This window comes from Burkholderia sp. JP2-270 (genome assembly GCF_003233675.1).
GTDB classification, from domain to species: Bacteria; Pseudomonadota; Gammaproteobacteria; order Burkholderiales; family Burkholderiaceae; genus Burkholderia; species Burkholderia pyrrocinia_C.
The window spans coordinates 2,618,888-2,639,604 of sequence record NZ_CP029824.1 but is presented as its reverse complement, the minus strand read 5'-3'; the positions used below and the strand labels follow the sequence as shown (position 1 = coordinate 2,639,604).

The 20,717-nt window shown below is 66.3% G+C and carries 21 protein-coding genes and 2 pseudogenes; 12 read left to right on the top strand and 11 right to left on the bottom strand.

Annotated features, from left to right (window positions below; genetic code table 11):
- Positions 1 to 257 precede the first annotated feature (257 nt).
- Positions 258 to 815 carry a TetR/AcrR family transcriptional regulator gene (locus DM992_RS12510; protein WP_204356119.1) on the bottom strand — a complete coding sequence of 186 codons (558 nt, stop codon included), beginning with the start codon at positions 813 to 815 and terminating at the stop codon, positions 258 to 260.
- A 180-nt stretch (positions 816 to 995) separates the two neighbouring features.
- Between DM992_RS12510 and DM992_RS12505 the strand changes: the two genes are divergently transcribed.
- The gene (locus tag DM992_RS12505; RefSeq protein ID WP_111017039.1) at positions 996 to 1,691 is read left to right on the top strand and encodes a hydrolase; all 696 of its coding nucleotides are present in this window, start codon (positions 996 to 998) and stop codon (positions 1,689 to 1,691) included.
- A gap of 680 nt (positions 1,692 to 2,371) precedes the next feature.
- Here DM992_RS12505 and DM992_RS12500 read toward each other — a convergent pair.
- Both DM992_RS12500 and DM992_RS12495 read right to left on the bottom strand, forming a co-directional pair.
- Positions 2,372 to 2,734, bottom strand: a complete 363-nt coding sequence (locus DM992_RS12500) for a hypothetical protein (RefSeq protein WP_162631643.1) — start codon at positions 2,732 to 2,734, stop codon at positions 2,372 to 2,374.
- 120 nt (positions 2,735 to 2,854) lie between these two features.
- Positions 2,855 to 3,691, bottom strand: coding sequence for a helix-turn-helix transcriptional regulator (locus DM992_RS12495; RefSeq protein WP_111017037.1), 837 nt, complete (start codon positions 3,689 to 3,691; stop codon positions 2,855 to 2,857).
- Between the two features lie 103 nt (positions 3,692 to 3,794).
- On the opposite strand from DM992_RS12495, the gene DM992_RS12490 reads away from it, so the two are divergent.
- The 5 genes and pseudogenes from DM992_RS12490 to DM992_RS12470 form a co-directional block, all read left to right on the top strand.
- Positions 3,795 to 5,294, top strand: coding sequence for an efflux transporter outer membrane subunit (locus DM992_RS12490; RefSeq protein ID WP_111017036.1), 1,500 nt, complete (start codon positions 3,795 to 3,797; stop codon positions 5,292 to 5,294).
- Positions 5,295 to 5,303: 9 nt separating this feature from the next.
- Positions 5,304 to 6,671 (top strand): efflux RND transporter periplasmic adaptor subunit, encoded by a 1,368-nt coding sequence (locus DM992_RS12485; RefSeq protein WP_111017035.1) that lies wholly within the window; start codon positions 5,304 to 5,306, stop codon positions 6,669 to 6,671.
- On the top strand, positions 6,668 to 8,206 hold the full coding sequence (locus DM992_RS12480) for a DHA2 family efflux MFS transporter permease subunit (RefSeq protein WP_111017034.1): 1,539 nt from the start codon (positions 6,668 to 6,670) through the stop codon (positions 8,204 to 8,206). Before DM992_RS12485 ends, DM992_RS12480 begins: the two co-directional genes overlap by 4 nt.
- Positions 8,207 to 8,265: 59 nt before the next feature.
- Positions 8,266 to 8,694 carry a hypothetical protein gene (locus tag DM992_RS12475; RefSeq protein WP_111017901.1) on the top strand — a complete coding sequence of 143 codons (429 nt, stop codon included), beginning with the start codon at positions 8,266 to 8,268 and terminating at the stop codon, positions 8,692 to 8,694.
- 269 nt (positions 8,695 to 8,963) lie between these two features.
- Positions 8,964 to 9,413 (top strand): annotated as a pseudogene (locus DM992_RS12470) (DDE-type integrase/transposase/recombinase); the annotation flags it as partial.
- Between the two features lie 361 nt (positions 9,414 to 9,774).
- Here the strand turns inward: DM992_RS12470 and DM992_RS12465 are convergent.
- Both DM992_RS12465 and DM992_RS43505 read right to left on the bottom strand, forming a co-directional pair.
- Complete coding sequence (locus DM992_RS12465; protein ID WP_111017033.1) at positions 9,775 to 10,650, bottom strand: lipid A biosynthesis lauroyl acyltransferase; 876 nt, start codon at positions 10,648 to 10,650, stop codon at positions 9,775 to 9,777.
- Positions 10,647 to 11,148, bottom strand: a pseudogene (locus tag DM992_RS43505) (phospholipid methyltransferase); the annotation flags it as partial. The gene DM992_RS12465 and the pseudogene DM992_RS43505, both read right to left, overlap by 4 nt.
- Before the next feature lie 244 nt (positions 11,149 to 11,392).
- Here DM992_RS43505 and DM992_RS12455 point away from each other — a divergent pair.
- The 3 genes from DM992_RS12455 (at position 11,393) to DM992_RS12445 (ending at position 12,818) form a co-directional block, all read left to right on the top strand.
- Positions 11,393 to 11,866, top strand: a complete 474-nt coding sequence (locus tag DM992_RS12455) for a universal stress protein (protein ID WP_111017032.1) — start codon at positions 11,393 to 11,395, stop codon at positions 11,864 to 11,866.
- Positions 11,867 to 11,915: 49 nt separating this feature from the next.
- The gene (locus tag DM992_RS12450; protein WP_111017031.1) at positions 11,916 to 12,191 is read left to right on the top strand and encodes a DUF1488 domain-containing protein; all 276 of its coding nucleotides are present in this window, start codon (positions 11,916 to 11,918) and stop codon (positions 12,189 to 12,191) included.
- Positions 12,192 to 12,383: 192 nt separating this feature from the next.
- Positions 12,384 to 12,818: an Hsp20/alpha crystallin family protein gene (locus tag DM992_RS12445; RefSeq protein WP_111017030.1), complete on the top strand. Its 435-nt coding sequence runs from the start codon at positions 12,384 to 12,386 to the stop codon at positions 12,816 to 12,818.
- A 101-nt stretch (positions 12,819 to 12,919) separates the two neighbouring features.
- Here DM992_RS12445 and DM992_RS12440 read toward each other — a convergent pair whose 3' ends face one another.
- Entirely contained in the window at positions 12,920 to 13,585 is a 666-nt protein-coding gene (locus DM992_RS12440; RefSeq protein WP_111017029.1) for a nitroreductase family protein, read from the bottom strand.
- Between the two features lie 230 nt (positions 13,586 to 13,815).
- Here DM992_RS12440 and DM992_RS12435 point away from each other — a divergent pair, with 230 nt between their 5' ends.
- Both DM992_RS12435 and DM992_RS12430 read left to right on the top strand, forming a co-directional pair.
- A complete protein-coding gene (locus DM992_RS12435) occupies positions 13,816 to 14,466 on the top strand; it encodes a BON domain-containing protein (RefSeq protein ID WP_111017900.1) in 651 nt (216 codons plus the stop codon).
- 55 nt (positions 14,467 to 14,521) lie between these two features.
- The gene (locus DM992_RS12430) at positions 14,522 to 14,761 is read left to right on the top strand and encodes a hypothetical protein (protein WP_111017899.1); all 240 of its coding nucleotides are present in this window, start codon (positions 14,522 to 14,524) and stop codon (positions 14,759 to 14,761) included.
- A gap of 86 nt (positions 14,762 to 14,847) precedes the next feature.
- Here DM992_RS12430 and DM992_RS12425 read toward each other — a convergent pair whose 3' ends face one another.
- The 5 genes from DM992_RS12425 to DM992_RS12405 form a co-directional block, all read right to left on the bottom strand.
- Positions 14,848 to 16,596 carry a SulP family inorganic anion transporter gene (locus DM992_RS12425; RefSeq protein WP_111017028.1) on the bottom strand — a complete coding sequence of 583 codons (1,749 nt, stop codon included), beginning with the start codon at positions 16,594 to 16,596 and terminating at the stop codon, positions 14,848 to 14,850.
- 171 nt (positions 16,597 to 16,767) lie between these two features.
- The gene (locus DM992_RS12420) at positions 16,768 to 17,028 is read right to left on the bottom strand and encodes a hypothetical protein (RefSeq protein ID WP_111017027.1); all 261 of its coding nucleotides are present in this window, start codon (positions 17,026 to 17,028) and stop codon (positions 16,768 to 16,770) included.
- Positions 17,029 to 17,172: 144 nt separating this feature from the next.
- The gene (locus tag DM992_RS12415; protein WP_111017026.1) at positions 17,173 to 18,111 is read right to left on the bottom strand and encodes an LOG family protein; all 939 of its coding nucleotides are present in this window, start codon (positions 18,109 to 18,111) and stop codon (positions 17,173 to 17,175) included.
- A gap of 27 nt (positions 18,112 to 18,138) precedes the next feature.
- Positions 18,139 to 18,474, bottom strand: coding sequence for a c-type cytochrome (locus DM992_RS12410; protein WP_111017025.1), 336 nt, complete (start codon positions 18,472 to 18,474; stop codon positions 18,139 to 18,141).
- 42 nt (positions 18,475 to 18,516) lie between these two features.
- Positions 18,517 to 19,518: a nitroreductase family protein gene (locus tag DM992_RS12405; RefSeq protein ID WP_111017024.1), complete on the bottom strand. Its 1,002-nt coding sequence runs from the start codon at positions 19,516 to 19,518 to the stop codon at positions 18,517 to 18,519.
- A 175-nt stretch (positions 19,519 to 19,693) separates the two neighbouring features.
- Between DM992_RS12405 and DM992_RS12400 the strand changes: the two genes are divergently transcribed.
- Complete coding sequence (locus DM992_RS12400) at positions 19,694 to 20,683, top strand: zinc-dependent alcohol dehydrogenase family protein (RefSeq protein WP_111017023.1); 990 nt, start codon at positions 19,694 to 19,696, stop codon at positions 20,681 to 20,683.
- Positions 20,684 to 20,717: the final 34 nt, after the last annotated feature.

Below are 20,717 nucleotides of genomic sequence, written 5' to 3'. Positions count from 1 at the left end.
ACGGGGATTGCCTTCGACAGGCAAGAGCATGAAGAGGGGGCTGCGGCGTTGTGGCGGTGCTCAACTGCGGCGTCAACGACCGTTTCGCAGTGTCGATTGCTGTGCCGACGATTCGGTTCGAACGCAATCTGCCCGCCCTGAAGGCGACATTGCAAAAGTGCAAGGCAGAGATTGAGTCCCAATTTTGGATCCTCTGAGGATTCTTGGGGGCGGGGCCTCTTTGGGAGGCGGACGATCTGCGACCCGAAGCCCAATCACTATTGCTGCTGGATTAACGGCAATATCAAGGCGACGCAACCGTCGAGATGGGCCTTGATGCTGCCCGCCGGCAACGGCGGTTGAACGCCGAGTGCGATCTGGCGCAATGGCTCCGCAACTGCCATCGAAAGCAGCAGCTTTGCCAGCACTGCTGCGTCGGGCACATGTATCAGCCGCCTTTCGTGCTGTGTCGCAAACCATTCCGAGAGCATCTTCCGACCGCGCTCGACACCATTGCGCTGATACTGCACGAGCAGTGATTCCTTTCCAGGAAACTCTGTGGTCAGGAGGCGGAACATCCTCACCGCAGAGTCCGACAACACGTGCGCACAAATGCTCTCGAGGATATCTCGCAGCACACGGGATACATCCTGAGCAGAGTCGGGCTGGACGAATAGTGCTGGCGCATACAAGTCTGTCCACTCGCGCACAGCCATTCCGATCAACTCATCTCGATTTGCGCCGAATCGGTAGGCGGTCTTTTTCGCCACGCCGGCATGCGCCGCTATCGCTTCCATCGTCGTCGATTCGTACCCAACGTCCAACAGTAGCTGCATCGCGCTTCGGACCACAAGCTGCCGAATTTCCTCGTCTGGTTGCGCAGGCCGACCTCGCCCACGTCGCGCTTCGACGGTCATCTTTACCCCTCAAACAATGATAGATGAGAGTATGCCCCATATTTGGAAACGGCGTGCGTTTCCCATATACTCACCGTACCCCGTCAATGGAGTACACACATGGATTCGAAACGAAGCGCTACCCCCTGGCTCGATCATTCGGCACTTCTTGACCCGTCACCGATGATGATTGAAACAGGTGTTCAACGTTTGGAGAGCGGAGCGTTAATGGTCGCCGTGCGAACAGATCTGCACGGTTGCAAAGGGCGTATGTTCGATTGGTGGTTCAAGTTCTTCGAGACGACACAGCACATCAAGTGGTGGCATCCGGTCGATCACGTCGAACACCGTGGGTGGGACGACAAATGGCGCAAGGGCGAGAACTATTACGGCGCAAGCATTCACGCGGTCGAATCGCTCGCGGAGATTCCTCCGGTGGCTGCGAAGCTGAAGTTCCATGATCCCGCTACCATCTTTGACCCAATGATGTTGAGGCGAGCACTGAGCGACGCGCATGTGTCGGCGGTGGTCGCAGCCAGAATTGGCTTTGGCGAGCATGTGCAGCTCGGTGATTCGGGCGACCCGCTCAATGGCCAAATGCTGCATGTGGCTCGCGACACCGATTGGGGATGCGTGTTGCGCAGCCGTTTCGTGCTGGGCCTTGACGACTCATCCGCGGGGAACAGCCCGACGGATGCCATGGGCCTCGCGCTAATGCGTCATTGCTATACGGAGTTCACGTTTCTTTCGCGCTTTCTGCCATCACTATATTTTGGAGAACGTGCGAACGGAGAAGCCGTACCTTTGCCTTGGTAGCGTGAAAAGGTGCGCAGGATTTTAGATGCACCGGATTCGCTTGATCGTACGTGGTCTTTTAATCTTACTGTGTCAATAGATCAGCACTGGACACTGAACAAGACGGACATCGCTGGAGCCGGCGCGCGATGTATGCAGCGATACACCAGCGCAGCGTGGCGATGGAATCAGCCACGTGGCGCTGTGGACCTCGTAGTACGGCGTAGTAACGAGATAAGCTGCGACAGGGCGACGAGCAGTTGACAACGGTCTTCGCGACGACCGGTGAAGTGACATCTTTACTTCGCAAACGGTGACGACTTTATTTTGGTCTACGGTTACTGCGCGCTGGCAATCGGCAAAACCGTCGTTCCCGGCAACAAGGTCTGAATACGACCAACATTGCATCCAGATTTGTCTGTCACGGCACACGCAGTTGGATAAATCAATGCATCCATCCGGATAACTTTTCTTATCACGATAGTTCGATTGCTGCTTCAAACTCCGGATTCGGCGAACGCATGGAGGCCCTTCGCGCGACTTTGGGCCGTTGACAACGGTCTTCGCAACGCGCCAGCCGGTGACAAATTTAATTCGCGGCCCGTAACCTCATGAATTCAGAAGGGTTTCTTACCTCTCGCGCACCGAAGGCTGGCGAAGTGACATTTTTACTTCGCAAACGTTGACAACTTTGCTTCGGTCTACGCGAGGTGCGCATGCAATTCGGCATGCGTGTCGTGCAGCGTATCGGGCGGCGCGCCCGACAGTTCGAGCTGGCCGGCCGGTTCGAGCGAGATCGCCGCGCCATCGCGCTGGATCACGCCGACGATCCGCCCGGCATCGACGATCGGCGTCCCGTCACCGCGCAGCCGCTCGAGCACCGCGGCGATACCGGACGGCCCGTCGTAGGGCGCGGCCGAGTGCGTCGCGCGAGCGACGACGAACTTCTCGTGTTCGGTGCCGATCCGGAACTGTGTGGCCGGCTTGCAGCCGGCGGCCAGATGATCGGCGAGTTGCTGCTCTGAGACGATCGGCGTGTTGTCCGATCCGACGGCATTCGACATCGACACCCGCCACATGGCGTATTGCGCGACCGACCGGCCGGTCGCACGGCGACTATGGCGGCGTCGATGCAGGCGCAGTACTGGCAGGGGTGATAGGGGGCGGTGCGCAGCCGCGTCGCGCTACGGCTGTTTGCGCTTCGCGAAGTAATGCGCGGGCGAATCGCCGAACGCGCGGCGAAACATCGCGATGAAATTGCTGGGCGTCGCGTAGCCGAGCGCGTCCGCGATGTTGGCGACGCTGTCGCCGTTCGCGAGACGCTCGAGCGCGTGCGTGAGACGCGCCTGCTGCCGCCATTGCGCGAAGCTCGTGCCGGTTTCCGCGACGAACAGCCGGCTCAACGTGCGGGCGGACAAGCCGGCCCATTCCGCCCACGCTTCGAGCGTGCGGCTGTCATGCGGCTGCCCGAGGATCGCGTTGGCGATCCGCAGCAGCCGCCGGTCGTGCGGCATCGGCAAGTGCAGCGGTTCGTGCGGCGCGCGGCGCATCTCGTCGAGCAGCACGACGCTGATGCGCGCCTGCTCGATGTCGAGCCGGTCCTGGTCGGCCCACGACACCGCGCGCCGCACGAGCGCGCGCATCAGGTCGGTAATCGCAATCACGCAGGGCTGGCCCGGCATCCGCCGGCTCGCGGCCGGTGCGATCACGACGCTCCAGCCGCTCAGCGCACCGCTGATGCTGACCTTGTGCTGCTCGCCCGGCGGAATCCAGCCCGCGCGATGCGGCGGCAGCAGCCACGAACCGTGCGGCGTGCGCACGTGCGCGAAGCCGCTTTCCACGCAGAACACCTGGCCGCGCAGATGACTGTGCCAGTCGACCTCGCGGGTGCCGAGCTGATACGCGTTGCTGCCGTCGTCTTCACCCCAGACGGCGATCAGCGACGGACCGTCCGCACGTTCGCTCGGATCGATGTCGGCGCGCTGTACGTCGCGCGGCGGAGAAGCATCACGGATGGGCATGGCCGGAATTCATTATTTTTTGTCTAAACAACATTATCAGCTTTGTCAGGGTGCGTCCAACAATGCATGTCGTGTTCAAACCGATACGAAGCAGAGGAATGCGATGCATGCAGCACTTGCTCCCTGGACACGCGATGCCGGCGCGCTGCGCGTCGTGTCGCGGATGGCCGTCGCCGCGGCGCTCGCCGTGCTCGGCGCGTGCGCGAGCCGCGACGGGCTCGCGCCCACCGGCACGCTGCGCGGCGCCGATACGCTGGCGTCGTCGCGCAGCCTCGCGCATGCGCCGGCCGCTGACTGGCCGGCCGCCGACTGGTGGCGCACGCTGAACGATGCGCAACTGAATGCGCTGATCGACGAAGCGCTCGCTGGCAATCCCGATCTCGCAACCGCCGATGCGCGCACACGCGAAGCGCAGGCGCTGGTGATCGAAGCGCAGGCCGCACGTGTGCCGCAAGTCGTCGGCCGTGCGAGCGCGAAGGGCGAACGGATGTCCGGCACGCAGTTCTCGACGGGCGAAGGCGGCGGCTTCTTCAGCCACACGCGCGAGATGAATCTCGGCTTCAGTTGGGATCTCGATCTGTGGGGCGGTCGCCGCGCCGCCTGGGAAGCCGCGCTCGGCGAAGCGCGTGCCGCGCGGATCGATGCGCAGGCCGCGCGCGTGTTGCTGTCCGTCAACGTCGCTCGCGCATACGTGAACCTCGCGTACGCGTTCGATCAGCAGGACGTCGCGCGTGCCGAATACGAGCGTGCCGACGAAGCGCTCGCGCTGACGCGCCAGCGCGTATCGAAAGGCATCGACAACGTCGCGCAACGGCGCCAGGCGGAAAGCGAGGTCGCGGCCGCGACGCGCGAGCAGGCGCGCGCGGCGCTGACGATCGACAGCGCGCGCATCGCACTCGCGATCCTGCTTGGTGCGGGCCCCGATCGCGGGCTCGAACTCGTGCGTCCCGCGCCGCTGTCGGCCACCGCGCTCGCGGTACCGGCCGATCTGCCGGCCGCGCTGCTCGGCCGGCGCGCCGACCTCGTCGCCGCGCGCTGGCGGGTCGAGGCGGCGAGCCGCAACGTCGCGGCCGCCCGCGCGGAGTTCCTGCCGAACGTCAGTCTCACCGCGCTGATCGGGCTCGCGACACGCGGCGGCGCATCGCTGTTCCAGGCCGCGTCACGCACCTACAACGTCAGTCCGGCCGTGAGCCTGCCGATCTTCGACGGCGGCGAGCGGCGCGGCGTGCTGCGCAGGCGCGACGCGCAATACGACCTCGCGGTCGCCGGCTACAACAAGACGCTGATCGGTGCGATCGGCGAGGTGGCCGACGATCTGCACCGCCTGCGCTCGCTCGCCGTGCAGGCCGATGCGCAGCAGCTTGCGTTCGACTCCGCCACCGATGCGTGGCGGCTCGCGGACGCGCGCTACCGGGCCGGCGTCGGCAGCTACCTCGACGCGCTCGTCGTGCGCCAGCAACTGCTGATCGCGAGCCGCGAGGTCGCCGCGCTGCGCGCACAGCGCGCGGACCAGTCGCTGCAGCTCGTGGCCGCGCTCGGCGGCGGCTTCCGCGCCGAGCCGGACGACGTCGCGCTCGCCGTCACTCCTTCCCACCGTCCTTGACATCGAACCATGAGCAGCGACAACACCCTGCAGACTCCCGCGCGGCCCGCAGCCGCCGACCCCGCCAGCGCCCGCCAGAACCCGGCGGCCGACCACACCGGTGCGCCGCGCGCGCCGGGCGGCCCGGACGCGCGCACGCAACCGGCACCGGGCGGCGCCGCGCCCGCGACACCGCCGCCGCCCGCGCGACGCAAGCACCTCGTGCGCGCGCTCGTCGCCGTGTTCGCGCTCGGCATCGTCGGCTGGGGCATCTGGTACGTGCTCGTCGGCCGCTGGTACGAAGCCACCGACAACGCATACGCGCAAGGCAACGTCGTCGAGCTGACGCCGCAGGTGACGGGCACCGTCGTGTCGATCGACGCGGACGACGGCAATCTCGTGCGCGCCGGCACGCCGCTCGTCCGTCTCGACGCGAGCGACGCGCAGATCGCGCTCGCAGCCGCGCAGGCCGACCTCGCGGCAACGGTACGCAAGGTGCGCGGCCTGTACAGCAACGAGCGCGGGCTCGCGAACAGCATCGACGGCGCGCGCGCCGAACTTGATGCGCGACGCATCGCGCTCGACAAGGCGAAGGCCGACTACAGCCGCCGCGAGGATCTCGGCCGCTCCGGCGCGATCTCGCGCGAGGAGCTCGCGCATGCACGCGATACGCTGACGTCCGCGCAAAGCGCGTACGCGGCCGCGCAAAGCGCGCTCGCGATGTTGAGCGAGCAGCATCAGACGAGCAAGGCGCTCGTCGACGACACCGCGGTCGCGTCGCATCCCGACGTGCAGGCCGCGGCCGCACGGCTGCGCGCCGCGTACCTCGCGCGCACCCGCACCGACATCGTCGCGCCCGTCACCGGCTATGTCGCGAAGCGCACGGTGCAGGTCGGGCAGCGCGTGTCGCCCGGCGTGCCGCTGCTCGCGGTCGTGCCGCTGCGCGAACTGTGGATCGACGCGAACTTCACCGAGAAGCAGCTCGAGCACATGCGCATCGGGCAGCCGGTCGAACTGACCGCCGACCTGTACGGCGACGCGGTGCGCTACAGCGGCCGCGTGCAGAGCCTCGGCGTCGGTACCGGCAGCGCGTTCTCGCTGCTGCCCGCGCAGAACGCGACCGGCAACTGGATCAAGATCGTGCAGCGGCTGCCGGTGCACATCGAACTGACGGATCTGGCCCAGCTCGACGCGCATCCGCTGCGGATCGGCCTGTCGATGCACGCACGCGTCGACCAGCACGACCGCAGCGGTGCGATGCTGTCGCATCGCGAGCAGCGCGCGCCCGTGTTCCGCACCGACGTGTACCGCGACGAGCTCGCGCGCGCCGACAGCCTGATCGCCGACGTCGTGCACGCGAACCTGCCCGCGGCGGTGCGCGCGGAGCGTGTGCGATGAGCGGCCCGATGGCGTCCGCCGATGCCGGCTTTTGTCCGTCGAGCGTCGCGCTGACGACCTTCGGCCTCGCGCTCGCGGTCTTCATGCAGGTGCTCGACGGCACCGTCGCGAACGTGTCGCTGCCGACGATCGCCGGCAACTTCGGCGTGAGCACGACGCAGAGCGCGTGGGTCGTCACGACGTTCTCGGTCAGCAATGCGATCGCGCTGCCGCTGACCGGGTTTCTCGTCAAGCGCATCGGGCAGGTCAGGCTGTTCGTGTGGGCGACGCTCGCGTTCACGTTCGCGTCGCTGCTGTGCGGCCTCGCGCAAAACCTGCCGCAACTCGTCGCGTTCCGCGCGCTGCAGGGCCTGGTGGCCGGGCCGATGATCCCGACCACGCAGGCGCTGATGCTGTCGATTTACCCGCCGCAGCGGCGCGGCTTCGCGCTGTCGATGATCGCGATGGTCACCGTCGTCGCGCCGATCGCGGGCCCCGTGTTCGGCGGCTGGGTCACCGAGCATTACTCGTGGCGCTGGGCGTTCCTGATCAATTTGCCGATCGGCGTGTTCGCCGCGATGTGCGTATTCGCGCAGATGCGCGCGCGCGTCGAGACGACCGTCGCCGCGCGCGTCGACTACGTCGGCCTCGCCGCGCTCGTGGTCGGCGTCGGTGCGCTGCAGATCGTGCTCGACAAGGGCAACGAAGCCGACTGGTTCAACTCGTCGTTCATCGTCGTGATGTCGGTGGTCGCCGCGTTCGGCATCGCGCTGTTCCTGATCTGGGAGCTCAACGAACCGAATCCGATCGTGAACCTTCGGCTGTTCGCGCATCGCAACTTCGCGGCCGGCACGCTGACGCTCGTGCTCGCGTATTCGGCGTTCTTCGCGGTCAACGTGATCGTGCCGCAATGGCTGCAGCGCACGCTCGGCTACACCGCGTTCCGGGCCGGGCTCGCGGTCGCGCCGATGGGCGTGATCCCCGTGCTGATGACACCGTTCATGGGTAAGTACGCACCGCGCTTCAACATGCGCGTGCTCGTGTGCTGCGCGTTCGCGATCCTCGGCACCTCGTCGTTCCTGCGCGCGGGCTTCGTGCCGGATATCGACTGCACGCACATCGCGCTGATCCAGTTGCTGCAGGGCCTCGGCCTCGCGCTGTTCATCATGCCGATCAACAGCATCCTGCTGTCCGACCTGAAACCGGACGAGATCGCCGCCGGTTCTGGCCTGTCGACGTTCCTGCGCACGCTCGGCGCGAGCTTCGCCGTGTCGATCACGTCGTTCCTGTGGGACCGGCGCGCGATCCTGCATCACGCGCGGCTCAGCGAACACGTGAGCGCGTTCGATCCGGCCGTGCGGGCCGAAGTCGCGCGGCTCGGCGGCGGCGATCCGCAGCGCGCGGCGACGCTGCTGGGCAAGCTGGTCGATGCGCAGGCCTACCAGATTTCGTTCAACGACATTTCGTTCGCGCTCGGCTGCGTGTATCTCGCCGTGATCGCGGTGGTGTGGCTCGCCCGCCCGCCGTTCGGCCCCGGCGCCGTCGCGAAACGATGAAGCGGGCGCCGCGCGGCCCGTTCCGACCCATGCTGTTCAATTCGATGGAGGTTGACCCGATGCATACCCACCACGCTGGAGAAACGCCGTCCGACCTGGCGACGCGTGCCGTGTTCGACGTCACGGAATTTCCGCTCGTCGTCGTGCGCAACGATGCGATCACGGCCGGCTACGCGCAGCGCTGGCTCGACGACATGCACACGCTGATGCGGCACGGCGAGCCGTTTGTCATGATCTTTCCGCCGGCCCGCCCGGACGAACCGCACGACGACCGCAAGGAACGCGGAATGTGGCTCAAGCAGAACCGCGCCGCGCTCGCCGAGGTCTGCCGCGCGCTCGTCACGATCGAACCGGACCCGAAGGAGCGCGAAGCGGCCATCGCGAACGCGTCCGGCATCGAAAAGGCGTTCGGGATTCCGCTCGACGTGACGGCGTCGCTCGAAGACGCGAAGCAGGCGGGCCGGCGACGCCTGACTGATGCGGTCTAGCGCGGTCCGTTCGCGCGCAACGCCTCGAACCGGTTGCGCAAGTCCGCCTGAATGCAGATTCCAACTAGATAAGCGGGGTGGCTTGTATGAAAGGACTGGATTGTCTGAAATGGTTGGTGCCCGGCGACACGGACGCGTCATGGCAGCGGATGACCGACGCGGCCGCCGGGATGGGGTTCGACAAGGTCGTACTGATCGTGTTGCCGTTCACCGGCGCGTCGTTCGATCTCGCGCGCAAGTGGAGCAGCGGCGTGCCCGGATGGACGGCGCTGTGCGTAACGTTCGCGCTGGACTGCTGCGACCGGGAATCGGTTAGTTGGGCCGCAGCCATGGGCGGGCATAGCGGCGATGTGGTTCGCGACGTGATGCTGGCTGCCGTCGAACAGCGCTTCGGCACGACGCAGGCCGCGCAGCCCGTCCAATGGCTCTCGGACAACGGCTCGGCCTACATTGACCATCGAACGCGCAGCTTTGCGCGCGAGCTGGGCCTGGAGCCGTTGAACACGCCGGTGCGCTCGCCACAAAGCAACGGCATGGCCGAATCGTTCGTGAAAACGACGAAGCATGATTACGTTGCCTTTATAGACAAGCCGGACGTTCCAACTGCGCTCTCGCATCTCGCTGTTGCCTTCGAGTTTGACAATGAGCGTCACCCGCACAAGGCTCTGAAATACCGTTCCCCTCGGGAGTTCAGGCGTGCTGCGGTGTCTTTAACCTAGCAGTGTCCGAGTGTCCTGAGTTACAGGGGCAACGCCAGGTGACGACTTTAATGCGCAGCATCCAACCTCATGAATTCACGAGGGTTTCGCATCCTCGCTCGACAACGGTCGGCGAATTGACATTTTTGCTTCGCAAACGGTGACGACATTATTTCGGTGTACGGCAAGCAATCAACAGCGCTGCATCGATCGGCAGGCCTCGGCGCCGGTCGGCAAGCACAGCGGGTCATAGCAGCCGCTGCCGCCGGATTTACAGCAGTCGTAGAGCAGCGAGAAGTCGGCCCGTTATGGCATGGCAAATATCATTAAAATTCGTATCTGTGCGCCAGCGCCGGGGTTTGCCGCTCATGGCATGCAGCCGTCAATAGACGCCTGGCTCGCCTGCCGGACGATGCTTGAACCGTCGGTGCACCCAGTAGTACTGCTCGGGAAATCGAAGGATCTGCTCTTCGAGAAAGGAATTCATCGTGCGCGCGTCGAACGACTCGTTATCGGTCGGATAGCTGTCGAGCGGCTCGAAGATGGTCAGCTTGTAGCCGCGGAATTCCGGCAGCACTTCCGTCACGAACGGGACGACCCGCGCGCCGCTCAGCTTCGCCAGCCGCGATACCGACGTCAACGTGCAGGCCTGCACGCCGAACAGCGGCGCAAACACCGAACCTGTCGTGCCGTGATCCATGTCCGCGGCGAGCATCACCGGGGTGCCCGCGCGCAGCAGTCTGACGAGGTGTTTCGCGCTCGCACTGCGTTCGATCATCTCGGCGCCGAAGCGCCCGCGCTGACGCTTGGCGAGATCGCATACGCGACGATTCGACATGCGCGTGTAAAGTGCCGCCACGGGCAGCGACGACGAATAGAGCATGCAGCCCACCTCGATGCCGACGAAGTGAAAACCCATGAAGATCGTCGGCGGCGCATCCGGATCGTGGAGATCGATGCGGCTGTCCATCTCGACCAGGCGATTGAGCGACCGCGCGCTGCCGAACCACTGGAATCCGCGCTCCAGGTAGCTCCGGACGACATGTTCGAAATGGGCACGCGCGAGCACGTCGCGCTCCTCGTCGGTCTTCAGCGGAAAGCAGAGTTGCAGGTTGACATGCACCACGTGCTTGCGTCGGCTCGGTATCCGGTAGAGCGCAGCGCCGATGCCGCGGCCGGTTCTCGCGACCAGCGAGTACGGAAGAATGGACAGGAACCGTAGGAGGCCGAACAGCAGCCAATACCCGAGAGCGTTCATGATGATGGACTTCCGTCTGATGACTGCCCGGCGCCGCTCGAGTCGAGTGATGGGGTACGGGGAAATCGGGTTGTGTCGAGACCGTGCAGGGCAGGTGCTTGCGCGACCACCTCTGACGGCGGCCGCGCGCCGGGCCGATGATGGCCGACCGCTTCGATCCGACGTTCGAAGCGATACACGATGGCGGGCGGAAAATTCATCCACGCGATGCCGCCCCGGACGGCGCGGATGCGCATGGCCTTCAGATAGCGCGCCGGGTTCGGGCCGCGCGGCACATACGTGAATCGATGGAACGCGCCACCGGCAGCCAGGTGGCGCGCGAAGGCGCAGGGAACGATCGCGGCAGCCGGTTCGACCGGCATCGCGACGATGTGGCAATCCGCTCACGATAACATGTGTGCGCTCCCCGCCGAAGAAGTCGCCCGTCACGCCGAGTCGGGCCGCATCCATCGGCATGATCCGCAACGCGGGAAGCCGATGCCGAAGGGCGTTCGCGAAACCGGAGCGGCTCCCCCTGAAACTCACGGCCTGCCGCGCCGGCTATCGCCGATCTGCCTTCATCAAGACCGGGCCCCGCAGGGTGCCGCATCTCGTTCGGCATCCCTGTATCGTTTCGCGAACCTCAATCCATTTTGTCGATTTTCGCACCGTTGACTTCGGTCAACGTCCGATCTCGTCGCGCGCCGATGATGGAGGCAAGTCCAAACGTCGCATGTACGCCAGTCCATCCTGCGAGGTCCGTATGTACACGAATATCATGGTCGCCGTAGACGGTAGTGCTTCGTCCAGACAAGCCCTCGACGAAGGCCTGAAGATGGCCCGCTTGCACCAGGCCCGCGTGTTTGCCGTTTTCGTCGTCGACAAATCCATTTTGCTCAGCTACGCCGGACGACTCGACCCGAATGCATTGATCGAGGAGGTCAGACACGACGGTGCAGCGGTGCTGCGAGACGTCGAGCGGACGATTGCGCGCGCAGGGGTGAACGGCGATACGGAAATCGTCGAAACGGAGCTCGGCGAGGATGTTGCGGAACGCCTGCAGCGCTATGTCGCCGAACATGCAATCGATCTGGCCGTACTCGGCACGCATGGGCGCCGCGGCATCCGCCGCGCGATGCTCGGCAGTGTCGCGGAGCGCTTCCTGCGCGGGTCGAGTTGCCCGGTACTGCTCGTGCGCGGCGACGACGCGACGCGTGCAGCCGTTGCGGCCGCATAGCGCAACTGCGCAGGCACCGTTCGGTGCGCGATTCTGTCAGGAGACCGTCATGGAAATCTTGTTTCCCGTCGAACCACCGGCGTATTCCGGGCAGGAGCCCGCGCTGTCCTTTCCCGCGCTGGTCGAAGGCCGGCGCGTGCAATGCGCGATCACGGCTGCGGCACTGGAAGACCATTTCCTCGCCGCGTCGCCTCGGGAGCCGGATCTCGTGGCCGCATTCTCGTGCAATCGTCCCGCCATCGAATGCGCGGCGCGCCGCATGCTCGAGGAGGTCGGCGGCCGGCCGATCCTGCTCCACAGCGGATTTTTCCGGTTCTGTACGTAACCGGCTCGCGCCGTTGACGCGTATCAAACCGCAGCCGGCCCGCACGTCTACGCTGGATTCCTGACAGGACGGTTCGTTCCCCGCGCGACAGGCGCATGTCGCAGCGACGCGTCCCGCATTCCGGTCCGGCACCGTCAGGACGAACGCGCCGGGTCGACTCAACTCAACTCAACCGTTCGAGGAGTGCACATCATGAGCAACCTGACTCGCTACGATCCGTTTTCGATGGACCCCGTCTCCGACCTGTTTCAGGGGCTGTTCAGGCCACTGCGAGGCATGACGCTGACGGACGAACCCGATCTCGCGTCCGTAAAGATCGACGTCACGGAAAGCGACGACGCCTATAAGGTCAACGCGGAACTGCCGGGCGTCGCAAAGGACGACATCGACGTCCAGGTGACGGGCCGGACCGTATCGATCAACGCAAAGATCGAACGCAACGCAGAGCAGAAGGAAGGCGAGCGCGTAATCCGGCGCGAGCGCTACAGCGGCGCGATCAGCCGCTCGTTCTCGCTGCCCGGCGAGATCGACGACGCGCACGCGACGGCAGCGTATCAGGACGGCGTTCTGTCGCTGACGCTGCCGAAGAAGACGCCGGCCGGGCAGAAGAAACTGACGATCAGCTGAGCGGACGGCAGGCACCGGGCGATGCATGCATCGCCCGAAGCGGGAAACCGGCGCGCGGGCAATCCGCGCGCCGTTTCATCGTGAAGCGGCCGCAGGTCCGCTCACGCATCGGACACCGTACCGCCAGCCCGGTAACCGACGGTCTGCGCGAGGATCGGGAGTTCGTCCTCGTTCAGGCGCAGCGCGTCGGCAAGCACGCGATGGTTGATCCAGCCGCGCACGACCGTCCCGAGGCCGGCCGCCGCGCAGTAGAGCGAAACGTTCTGCGCGATGGCCCCGGCCGCGATCGCCGAGAATACGTCGCGTTGTTGCGGCGGCATGTCGAGTATCGCGGAGGTCCGGACGACGTAGACGAGATCCAGCGGCGCGCGTCCGACGAAGTCCTGGTAACCCGTCAGGTTGCGCGCATCGACCGCGTGTTTCAGCACGAGTCGGTGCGCGGGTGCGTCGTAACGATAGACGCCATGTGGCAGCGCGACATAGACGTCGATTTCGTTGAATGCGTGCGCGGAGGGCGCCGTACGGCCGCCGCTCGCCGGCCGGTTGACGCCGTTCGCGGCCCACAGCATCGTGCCGAGCGTCACGGGCGGGAGCGGCGTGGCGGCAAATTCGCGGGAACTCATTCTTGCGGCGAGTGCCGCCATCAAGGGCATGCCGCCGTCGAGGTTCGGGCGCGGCAGATCGACGATGGCCGGCGACTCCCCTTGTGGCGGTGCCGGCAGTGCCGGGGGCGCCGGCGAATAGGTCAACAGTTGCTGTTCCGACATTTGAGTCTCCTTCGAGCATCGCCGCGCGTGCCTGGAACGTCGCGCGTCGGCGATCTCACGATAAGGCGGCCGGGCAGCCCCGGCTTGACCTTCGTCAAGCGACGCACGCGCAGCCCGCGGCGTGCGGCGCGAGATATCCGTTGACCTGCATCAGCGATCCGGTGCCGCGCGTGTGCAAATCTGACTCTATGCGGCGGACAGGCACGCCGCGGCTCACAGGAGTGCACGCGATGAAAACCGACAAGCAGTTGAAGCAGGACGTTGAGGATGAACTGGAGTCGGACCCGGCGATCGACGCGACACGCATCGGTGTCGAGGTAGCCGACCGGATCGTGACGATTTCGGGTCACCCGCCAAGCTATGCGGAGAAACTGGCGATCGAGCGCGCGGCGAACCGCGTGGCCGGCGTCAAGGCGCTCGTCGTCGACATGACCGTGCATCTGCCGAACGACGACGTCCGCACCGACGAGGACATCGCCAACGCAGTGCGTTCGGTGCTGCACTGGACGGTCGGGTTGAACGACGATGCGGTCAAGGTGCAGGTCGAGCACGGCTGGATCACGCTGTCCGGCAAGGTCGACTGGGCATACCAGAGCCATGCGGCCGTGCGCGCGATCTCGCAGATGCGCAGCGTGACCGGCGTGACCGACCACATCAGCGTGCAGGGGGCGGTCGGATCGGCCGACATCGGCGGCGACATCAAGCGCGCGATCATGCGCCACGCGGAGCGCGAGGCGAAGCACATCTCGATCGAGGTGCGCGACGGCACCGTGCGGCTTTCCGGCAAGGTCGGCTCGTTCTCCGAACGCAAGGCCGTGCGCGGTGCCGCGTGGTCCGCACGAGGCGTGCGTGCCGTCGTCGACGACCTGGTCGTCGAGTGAACCCGACCAGCGGCGACCGGCTACGCAGTCCGCACGGATGAAGAAGGGAAGTGAGATGACAGTGTCAGGCGAGGTACATGACGCGGACTGGTCGGTGGCGATCGAGACGATCGCCGCCGAAACCGGCGGCTATCGTTGCAGGATCCATGTGACGCTCACGTCGCCGGATGGCGCTTGCGAACACACGTTCGCGCATAACAGGGCCCACGCCACCGAGCGCGAGGCCGCGGTCGAAGGGCTGCGAGCCGGGATGACGTGGGTCGAGATGAGGAAATCGAACACCTTCACAGTCTGAATCGCCGGCCGTCGCTGGCGTGTCGCATCGATGCCGACTTCCCGGGTCATGCGGTGCGGCACGCGCCATCGCACGCATTCATGTGGCTAGTCGTCCGCTGGATCTCGTGCGGGACCCGGTGACGACGGGCGCTCGACGCGTTCGCTTTGCCGCTGGACATGATGCGCGACGGCGTCGGTCACGGTCGGAAAGAAGCTGGCTGATCCGAATACGTCGAACAAGCCGTAAGCGCGCAGGCGATCCTTCACCGGGCCCTTCATTTCCGCGAAATTCAGCGCGATGCGTTGCTCGCCGAGTTCCCGGCAAAGCGCCACGAGCCGGTCCGCCGCGCTGACATCGATATCGGTCACGGGTTCTGCCGCGACGACGATCCGATCGACCGGGCCCGCCGATCGCATGAGCGCAGCGCGCAGATGCTCGCAGAAAATCTCGACATTGGCATAGAAGAGCGGGGCATCCCAGCGGAACAGCACGAGCCCGGGTATTTGCACGGCGTCCGGATGCCGCGCAATGTCGTGATAACCGCGAACGCCCGCCAGCCGGCCAAGCACCGCATCGTATGGATGCCAGGCCCGCCAGACGAACGACAGCAGCGACAGCGCGCTCGCGAGCAGCACGCCGGGTACGACCCCCATGCCGACGACGCCCGCAAGGCACAGCACTGAAATCAGGCATTCGCCGCGGCGCATCCGATACAGTCGGACCACGCTGCGCACGTCGGCGATGCCGAACGCGGCATAGATCACGACGGCAGCCAGCGCCGCACGCGGGACGAGCGTCAGTAGCGCAGGCGCGACAATGAGCAGTAACACGATGCAGGCTGCCGCGACGAGATTCGTGACCTGGCTTTGCGCGCCCGCGGCAATCGCGACTGGCGTACGCGACGCGCTGCTGCTGACCGCGCAGCCCTGCATCACGCCGGCCAGCAGATTGGCCGCCCCCAATGCGACCAGTTCCTGGTTGCGGTCCGGCGTATCGCCCGCACGAGCGGAAAGGGCGCGCGACAACATGCTGATGTCGGCGAACGACACCAGTGCAACGGCGACCGCGCCGGACGCGAGCGCGGTCACATCGGCGAGCGAGACGACCGGAAGATGGGGGGTGGGCGCGCCGGCGGGCAACGCGCCGACCGTCGCGACCCCGTGCAGCGGTAATACGCGTGCGGCCAGGGTCGCCGCCAGCACGGCGATCAATACGCCGGGCCGACGCGGCATCATGCGTTTCATTGCCGAAATCGCCGCAAGAACGCCGACGCCCAGCACACAGGCATCGATGGAAAACCGGTGCTCGACGAGGGCTCGCACGATGTGCGACACGCCGGAGAACACGTCGTTGCCCGGCACGGACATGCCGAACAACTCCGGCAGCCTGCCGACTGCAAGGGCGATGGCGATGCCGTTCAGGTAACCGTACTGGATCGGGCGCGACAGCAGATCGGTGACGAACCCGAGGCGGAGCGTACCGAGCAGGATGCAGATCGTACCGGCCGCCAGTGCCAGCGCGCCGGACAGCGCGATCGCCCGCTGCGGATCATGGTCGGCGAGCGGTGCGATGGCCCCTGCGATCAACGCGGCCAGCGCGGAATCCGGGCCCAGCACGAGGATCCGGCTCGGGCCGAGCACCGCATAGGCGAGCAACGCGGCGATCGATGCATAGAGCCCGGTGACGGCGGGCAGGCCGGCCGCCTGCGCGTAGCTCATGCCGACCGGCACCAGCACCGCCGAGAGCGCCAAGCCCGCATACAGGTCATGCGAGAGCCACGCACGCCGGTAGTTCGCGAGCAGCGCGATTCCCGGGAGCATGCGCGCGATGCGTCCGGAAAGAGGCCGGTTCATCGCGGCTTCGTCAGGGAGCAGCCGGGGCGACGGACATGGCTTGCTCCGGCAAGCGTGCATTCGACGGGATGCCGCCGGACCGCAACAGGCGCGCGAAACGCTGGAGCGGGAAGCGCCATTGCGCCGGATGACGGGACCGCTGCCGCCTGACCGGATACCGGCGTCGCGACATCACGCAGCCTGGAGCGCCGAAAGCTGCAGCGCCTGGGCAAAACGGGCCAGCGAGGCAAGCGATCCCGTCACGCTTTCGTAGCGTTCGCGCCCGATCTGCGCATCGAGCATGACCATCATGCCGGCTTCGCGCGCAAGTGCGAGGAGCGTCTGCGTATCGGGTACCGCGCATCCCTGCGCGGTGGGCGCAGCGGACCTGGAGGTGCCGGTGCGGCCGGTTGCCCCGATTCCCGGTTCGAAACAAGACATCGCATGTGGCATGACGGCTCTCCTGAGCGAACGACCGGGAATCGATGTGCGGTACAACCGGTCGTCGTGCATCCAGTATCGTTTCCGCTCCCGCAGGATTCAATCAGGCAGCCCCGAACCGCGTGTAGGAAATGGACAAATGAAATCGGCCGATTCCTACATCGCGCGGCTCGCCCGTGAAGTCGCGCGCCGTGGCGGCCGCGATCGCCGTTGCGCATACCAGCAGCCGATTGCGTGCCAGATGTCCTGTGCGGATTCGCAATAGGCGAACAAGTCGAGATCGCTGCGATCGATCATCCCGTCGTCCGCGAGAAAAGCGAAATCGACGACGCGGCGCCAGTATGCTTCGCCGACGAGTATGACCGGCAGCGGTGCGATCTTCCGGGTTTGCAGGAGCGTCAGCACCTCGAACAACTCGTCGCAGGTGCCGTACCCGCCCGGGAAGAACACGGCGGCTTTCGCGCGCTCGAGCAGATGCAGCTTGCGGATCGCGAAATAGTGAAAGCGGAAGCACAGGGCCGGCGTGAGGTAGGGATTGGGCGCCTGTTCGCGCGGAAGTTCGATGTTCAAGCCGATGCTCGGTGCGCCGCTTTCGTAGGCGCCTCGATTGGCGGCCTCCATGATGCCGGGGCCGCCGCCGGTGATCACCGCGAGCCTTACCGCACGGGTGCGCCGGTCGGCACGGCCGACGATGCGCCCGAATTCGCGCGCGACGCGATAGTAGGCGCTGTATTTGACCAGACGACTCGCGATCGCGACGGCGCGGCGCCGGCGAGCGTCGTGCGGCCGCTCGGCCAGCGCACGGCTCGCTTCGCGCAGCCGCGAATTGGCCTCGGCAGGCGCGACGATGCGCGTGCTGCCGTAAATCACGATCGTGTGGCCGATGCGTTCCTGCTGCAGGCGCTCCTCGGCTTTCCAGTAGTCGAGTTGCAGCCGGATGCCCCGCATGCCGGGGCGCTTCAGGAGCGCCGTGTCTTCATCGGCCTGGATGCAGTTCGCGGTGTCGGCCCGGCGCCGCATCCGCGGCGCCAGCGGGCGTGAGGTTCGCGTGCGACGTTGCCGGGCCCTGACAGCGGTCGGTTGGACGGCGCTCATGGTGGACGGGGTAACTGACAAGACCCGTTACTGACTCAGGACCCATTGCACCAGTTGACGGGCATCGTCACGCGTCAGCGGCCCGCCGCGCTCGGCGGCGGACGGCATCGGCGTATCGCCCCAATGCGCGCGGCCGCCGAGACGCAGCTTGATTTCGAGTTGCTCCTGGGCGCGCGGCACGCCCCGGTAACGTTCCGCGATCTGATGGAACGATGGCGCGAGAAACGGCATGTCGGATGTATGACAAAACATGCAGTGCTGTGCATCGACGAGCGCGGTCGGTTCGGGCACCGCCGTCTGGGCGGCCGCGATGCCCGCCGTCGCGGCGAGCATGCAGGCAGCGAGTGGGCGCGTGACGTTCATGGTTTTTTTCCTCGTCAGGACGAAAGCGGGCGCGGCGCGCGATCAGGAAATCACTTCGTCGAGCGGTCGGCGCGGCGAATGCGGCGCATGCGGGCCGCGCCCGATGCGCAGCAGCAGTTGCGGATGCCCGCGGAGCGCGAGCATGTCGCACAGCTGCGCGCGCAGTCCGGCCGTCTCGATCGGCTGGTTCAGGTACGACGCCGTGTAGCCCGCCCGCGTCGCGACCAGCAGCATGCGCTCGAGCGCTTGCCCGGCGGCGAGCCAGGCCTCGCGATCGTCGCGAGCCGTCGCGATGCAGACGATCAGCGGCGACGCACCGACGAGCTGGTGGTGCAGCGCGGCCAGGCCGTTGCCGAGATCGAACGTGCGCACCGCGGTCGTCACGATCGGCGCCGCGAAATCCAGCAGCGCCGGCACGCCGGCCGCGAACGCGGGCATGCCGTCGACGTGCCGGCGCGGATCGATCCAGCTCGCCAGTTCGCGCCGGAACCGCGGGTCGGCAAACTGCTGGCGATCCGCGTCGGCGATCACCTCGGCCACCCGCGCGCGCCGCGCGATCGAGTCGGCACAGGCCACGTCCGCGCCTTCCGCGGCGCCCGCCGCGATCAGCGCGTGCTGGAGCGCGTCCGGAACGGGTTCGGATTCGAACGGGGCGCGCGTGGTGACGCGCTCGGGAATCGCGGCGAACAGCGTACCCAGCTCCGCATCGGTGTAGCCGTCGTCGCACACGCGCACGAGCGCCAGGACGTCGGGATCGATGTCGGACGGGAACGCGCTGATCGTATGCGCGATCCCGGCATGATTGAGCGCGACGCGGAGGTTGAGCAGCGCCGCGCCGCAACTGATGATCAGTTCGCGATCGAACGGATCGACCACGGGCAGCGCGCGAACCCGGTCCGCGCAGACCGCTATTGTCGTGCCGTCGACGATGAACCGCCACGGCTGGGAATTGTGGCTCGACGGCGCCAGCACTGCGTAGCCCACCAGCGACCGCAGTCGATCGTCGAGGCGGGGGCTTGCAGCAACGGGGGTAACGGATATCATTCGGCAATCTCCAGGGGGCCGGCCAGCGGCGGTACGCCATTTCATCCTGTCAGCAACCGGCCGGCGGCCGTTGACCCACGTCAAGCCCGCGTTACCGAATCGTACGGACACGGTTCCAGGCGCTTACGCTTGGAACAGGCGAAGCGCGCGACGCCGATCGCGCGGGGAGGTTCACATGCTTGCGATGATGTTCGACGGTACGACACCGGATTTGCGCGAGGCACACGTGCCGGACCCACGGCCCGCGGCGGGCCAGCTGCTGATCGACGTGCACGCATGCGGCGTATGCCGTACCGATCTCCACGTCGTCGACGGAGATCTCGCGCATCCGAAGCTGCCGTTGATTCCGGGGCATGAAATCGTCGGGACGGTGCGCTCGCTGGGCTCGGGCGTGACAGGTTTCGCGGTCGGCGACCGGGTTGGCGTGCCATGGCTCGGCCGGACCTGCGGGCATTGCGCGTATTGCGCCGCCGGACGGGAGAATCTGTGCGACAGCCCCGGATTCACCGGCTATACGATCGACGGCGGTTATGCCGAGCGCACCGTCGCGGACCACCGTTATTGCGTGCATCTGCCGCAGCGCTACGCCGACCAGGAGGCCGCACCGCTGCTTTGCGCGGGCCTGATCGGCTACCGTACGTTGCGCATGGCCGGCGACGCGCGGCGAATCGGGATCTACGGGTTCGGCGCGGCAGCACATCTCGTCGCGCAGATCGCACATCACGAAGGGCGCCGGGTGTTCGCGCTGACGAAACCCGGCGATACCGTTGCGCAGCAACTTGCGCTGTCGCTGGGAGCGGCATGGGCAGGCGGCAGCGACGAATCGCCGCCCGAGACGCTCGACGCCGCGCTGATTTTCGCGCCGGTCGGCGCGCTGGTGCCGGCGGCGCTGCGCGCCGTCGACAAGGGCGGGATCGTCGTGTGCGGCGGCATTCACATGAGCGACATCCCGGCTTTTCCGTATGCGTGGCTGTGGGGCGAGCGCCGCATCGCATCGGTGGCCAACCTGACGCGCGCGGATGCCGTCGCGTTCATGCGGATCGCCGACGCGACGCCGCTGCGGGTCGAAGCAACGCGCTATGCGCTGACCGACGCGAACCGCGCGCTCTCGGACCTGCGCACGGGGCATCTATCGGGCGCCGCCGTGCTCGACACGCGCGGCTGAACCGCGCGACGTGCGAGCCGGGAAATCCGCGGCG